Below are 4,929 nucleotides of genomic sequence, written 5' to 3'. Positions count from 1 at the left end.
GAGTCAGCCGCGCTTCGCGCTGGTTGTTGTTATCAACGATCCGCAGGCGGGTAAATACTACGGTGGCGCCGTTTCCGCGCCGGTCTTTGGTGCCATCATGGGCGGCGTACTGCGCACCATGAACATCGAGCCGGATGCGCTGACAACGGGCGATAAAAATGAATTTGTGAATAATCAAGGCGAGGCAACAGGTGGCAGATCGTAATTTGCGCGACCTTCTTGCTCCATGGGTGCCGGGTGCACCGGAGCGAGCACTGCGGGAGATGACGCTCGACAGCCGTATGGCTGCATCGGGAGATCTCTTTGTCGCAGTATTGGGTCATCAGGCGGACGGGCGTCGGTATATCCCGCAGGCGATAGCGCAAGGTGTGGCTGCCATTATTGCAGAAGCAAAAGATGAAGCTACTGACGGTGAAATCCGTGAAATGCACGGCGTTCCAGTTATCTATCTCAGTCAGCTTAACGAACGTTTATCTGCACTGGCGGGCCGCTTTTACCACGAGCCTTCTGAAAAAATGCGACTGGTCGGCGTGACCGGGACCAACGGTAAAACCACCACCACCCAATTGCTGGCACAGTGGAGCCAACTGCTTGGCGAAACCAGCGCGGTGATGGGAACAGTCGGCAATGGCCTGCTGGGCAAAGTGATCCCGACGGAAAATACCACCGGTTCAGCCGTTGATGTCCAGCATGTGCTGGCGGGGCTGGTTGCACAAGGCGCAACGGTTGGCGCAATGGAAGTGTCTTCACACGGTCTGGTTCAGCATCGCGTGGCGGCGCTGAAGTTTGCCGCATCAGTATTTACTAACTTAAGCCGTGACCATCTTGATTACCACGGCGACATGGAACATTACGAAGCCGCGAAATGGCTGCTGTATTCCACGCACCATTGCGGCCAGGCCATCGTTAATGCGGATGATGAAGTCGGTCGTCGCTGGTTGGCCAAACTTCCGGATGCGGTTGCCGTATCGATGGAAGACCACATCAACCCGAACTGTCACGGTCGTTGGTTAAAGGCGATTGACGTGAATTATCACGACAGCGGGGCAACAATTCGTTTTACCTCCTCATGGGGTGACGGCGAAATTGAAAGTCGCCTGATGGGCGCGTTTAACGTCAGCAATCTGCTGTTGGCGCTGGCAACGCTGCTGGCGTTGGGATATCCGTTAGCTGATTTACTGAAAACGGCGACACAATTACAGCCAGTTTGTGGGCGCATGGAAGTGTTCAGCGCGCCGGGTAAAACCACCGTTGTGGTTGATTATGCCCATACGCCAGATGCGCTGGAAAAAGCGCTGCAGGCGGCACGTCTGCACTGTACTGGCAAACTGTGGTGCGTCTTTGGCTGCGGCGGCGATCGCGACAAAGGTAAACGTCCGTTGATGGGCGCGATTGCCGAGCAGTTTGCTGATGTTGTCGTGGTGACCGATGACAACCCGCGTACCGAAGAGCCGCGCGCCATTATTAACGACATTCTGGCGGGTATGCTGGATGCCGGACAGGCGAAAGTGATGGAAGGTCGCGCAGAGGCTGTGACAAACGCCATTATGCAGGCGAAAGAAAACGACGTGGTGCTGGTGGCCGGGAAAGGTCACGAAGACTACCAGATCGTTGGCTCGCAGCGCCTCGACTATTCTGACCGCGTTACGGCAGCGCGTCTGCTGGGAGTCATCGCATGATTAGCGTAACGCTCAGCCAACTGGCGGAGATCCTCCGCGGCGAACTGAAAGGAGCCGATCTGACTCTTGATGCGGTGACAACTGATACGCGTAAAGTTACGCCGGGTTGCCTGTTTGTCGCGCTGAAAGGCGAACGCTTTGATGCCCACGATTTCGCAGACAAGGCGCAAGAGAGCGGGGCGGGTGCGCTGCTGGTCAGCCGTCCGTTGGACACCAACCTGCCGCAGCTGATTGTTAAAGATACACGTCTGGCGTTTGGTGAACTGGCGGCATGGGTACGCGCTCAGGTTCCGGCGCGCGTTGTCGCGCTGACCGGCTCTTCCGGTAAAACGTCCGTCAAAGAGATGACCGCATCCATTCTGAGTCAGTGTGGCAACACCTTATATACCGCGGGCAACCTGAATAACGACATCGGCGTACCGATGACGCTGTTGCGCTTAAACAACGATTACGACTATGCCGTGATTGAGCTTGGCGCTAATCATCAGGGCGAAATCGCCTGGACCGTTGGCCTGACGCGTCCGGAAGCGGCGCTGGTGAATAACCTGGCGGCCGCGCATCTGGAAGGCTTTGGTTCACTGGCGGGCGTTGCGAAGGCAAAAGGTGAGATTTTTACCGGCCTGCCAGCGAACGGAATCGCCATTATGAATGCCGACAATAACGACTGGCTGAACTGGCAGAGCATTATCGGCGATCGCAAAGTCTGGCGCTTCTCCCCGAATGCGGCCAACAGCGACTTTTCGGCGGCCAATGTTCATGTGACTTCACACGGCACAGAGTTTTCTCTGCAAACGCCAACCGGAAGCATTGATGTTCTGCTGCCGCTGCCGGGTCGTCACAACATAGCTAACGCCCTGGCGGCGGCTGCGCTCTCTATGGCGGTAGGCGCGACGCACGAAGCGATTAAAGCGGGTCTGAAGGAGCTGCAAGCGGTACCGGGGCGTCTGTTCCCGATTCAACTGGCAGAAAATCAGCTACTGCTGGATGACTCCTATAACGCAAATGTCGGGTCAATGACCGCAGCGGTAAACGTGCTGTCCGAAATGCCGGGCTACCGCGTGCTGGTCGTTGGCGATATGGCAGAGCTTGGCGCGGAAAGCGAAGCATGCCACGTGCAGGTGGGTGACGCTGCGAAGGCTGCAGGTATCGACCGTGTGCTGAGTACAGGGAAACTGAGTCAGGCAATTAGCCATGCCAGCGGTGTGGGTGAGCATTTTGCGGATAAAACCGCGTTGACCGCGCATCTTAAGGCGCTGATTGCAGAACATCAGATTATGACGATTTTAGTGAAGGGTTCACGTAGTGCCGCCATGGAAGAGGTAGTACGCGCATTACAGGAGAATGGGACATGTTAGTTTGGCTGGCCGAACATTTGGTCAAATATTATTCCGGCTTTAACGTCTTTTCCTATCTGACGTTTCGCGCCATCGTCAGCCTGCTGACCGCGCTGTTCATCTCTTTGTGGATGGGCCCGCGCATGATCGCCCGCTTGCAAAAAATGTCCTTTGGACAGGTCGTGCGTAACGACGGTCCGGAATCACACTTCAGTAAACGCGGTACGCCGACCATGGGCGGGATTATGATCCTCACCGCGATTGTTATCTCCGTACTGCTGTGGGCATACCCGTCGAACCCGTACGTATGGTGCGTGCTGGTGGTATTGGTCGGTTACGGCATTATCGGTTTTGTCGATGACTACCGCAAAGTGGTACGCAAAGACACCAAGGGCCTGATCGCGCGCTGGAAATACTTCTGGATGTCGGTGATTGCGCTGGGCGTGGCCTTTGCCCTGTATCTGGCTGGTAAAGATACCCCGGCCACTGAGCTGGTGGTGCCGTTCTTTAAAGACGTGATGCCGCAGTTGGGGCTGTTCTACGTGCTGCTGGCGTACTTCGTGATTGTGGGTACTGGCAACGCGGTCAACCTCACCGATGGTCTGGATGGTCTGGCGATTATGCCGACCGTCTTTGTGGCCGCAGGTTTTGCGTTGGTAGCGTGGGCGACCGGTAACATGAACTTCGCCAACTATCTACATATTCCCTATTTACGTCATGCCGGCGAATTGGTGATCGTTTGTACGGCAATTGTTGGCGCGGGTTTAGGCTTCTTGTGGTTTAACACCTATCCGGCGCAGGTCTTTATGGGCGACGTCGGATCGCTGGCGCTTGGCGGCGCGCTGGGCATTATTGCCGTGCTCCTGCGTCAGGAGTTCCTGCTGGTGATCATGGGCGGTGTATTCGTCGTAGAAACACTGTCGGTCATTTTGCAGGTTGGCTCCTTTAAGCTGCGCGGACAGCGCATCTTCCGTATGGCGCCGATCCACCATCACTATGAACTGAAAGGCTGGCCGGAACCGCGCGTAATTGTACGCTTCTGGATTATTTCGCTGATGCTGGTGCTGATTGGCCTGGCAACGCTGAAGGTACGTTAATCATGGCTGATTACCAGGGTAAAAAAGTCGTCATTATCGGTCTGGGTTTGACCGGGCTGTCCTGCGTGGATTTCTTCCTGGCGCGTGGCGTGACGCCGCGCGTAATGGATACCCGCGCGACGCCGCCGGGCCTGGACAAATTACCGGAAGCGGTTGAGCGTCATGTTGGCAGTCTGAATGATGACTGGCTGCTGGCCGCTGATCTTATTGTCGCCAGCCCTGGTATTGCCCTGGCGCATCCTTCGTTGAGCGCCGCCGCCGATGCGGGAATTGAAATTGTCGGCGACATTGAGCTGTTCTGTCGCGAAGCACAGGCACCGATCGTCGCGATCACCGGTTCCAACGGGAAAAGCACAGTCACTACGCTGGTAGGTGAGATGGCGAAAGCGGCCGGTGTGAACGTGGGGGTTGGCGGTAATATTGGCCTGCCCGCGCTGATGCTGCTGGATGACGAACGTGAGCTGTATGTTCTGGAACTGTCGAGCTTCCAACTGGAAACGACCTCCAGCTTACAAGCCGTAGCCGCTACCATTTTGAACGTCACCGAAGACCATATGGACAGATATCCGTTTGGCTTGCAGCAGTACCGTGCAGCCAAACTGCGCGTCTATGAAAACGCGAAAGTGTGTGTGGTCAACGCTGATGATGCGCTGACCATGCCGGTTCGCGGTGCGGATGAGCGTTGCGTGAGCTTTGGCATCAACATGGGTGACTATCACCTGAACCGTCAGCAGGGCGAAACCTGGCTGCGAGTGAAGGGTGAAAAAGTTCTTAACGTGAAAGAGATGACGCTTTCCGGTCAGCATAACTATACCAACG

General features: G+C 56.0%; 4 protein-coding genes and 1 pseudogene. All 5 read left to right on the top strand.

Annotation, left to right across the window (positions count from 1 at the left end; genetic code table 11):
• Positions 1-205 (top strand): annotated as a pseudogene (locus FDW87_RS22790) (peptidoglycan glycosyltransferase FtsI); the annotation flags it as partial.
• Complete coding sequence (gene murE, locus FDW87_RS15970) at positions 192-1,679, top strand: UDP-N-acetylmuramoyl-L-alanyl-D-glutamate--2,6-diaminopimelate ligase (RefSeq protein ID WP_016151692.1); 1,488 nt, start codon at positions 192-194, stop codon at positions 1,677-1,679. The pseudogene FDW87_RS22790 and the gene murE, both read left to right, overlap by 14 nt.
• On the top strand, positions 1,676-3,034 hold the full coding sequence (murF, locus tag FDW87_RS15965) for a UDP-N-acetylmuramoyl-tripeptide--D-alanyl-D-alanine ligase (protein ID WP_019078371.1): 1,359 nt from the start codon (positions 1,676-1,678) through the stop codon (positions 3,032-3,034). The genes murE and murF overlap by 4 nt, the downstream gene beginning before the upstream one ends.
• On the top strand, positions 3,028-4,110 hold the full coding sequence (gene mraY / locus FDW87_RS15960; RefSeq protein ID WP_016151694.1) for a phospho-N-acetylmuramoyl-pentapeptide-transferase: 1,083 nt from the start codon (positions 3,028-3,030) through the stop codon (positions 4,108-4,110). Before murF ends, mraY begins: the two co-directional genes overlap by 7 nt.
• 2 nt (positions 4,111-4,112) lie before the next feature.
• A partial coding sequence (gene murD / locus FDW87_RS22785; protein WP_252363210.1) for a UDP-N-acetylmuramoyl-L-alanine--D-glutamate ligase occupies positions 4,113-4,929 on the top strand: 817 nt, incomplete at its 3' end.

Source organism: Citrobacter sp. wls826 (assembly GCF_005281245.1).
In the GTDB taxonomy this organism is placed as follows: domain Bacteria; phylum Pseudomonadota; class Gammaproteobacteria; order Enterobacterales; family Enterobacteriaceae; genus Citrobacter; species Citrobacter braakii.
This window is presented reverse-complemented; position numbering and strand designations above follow the sequence as displayed.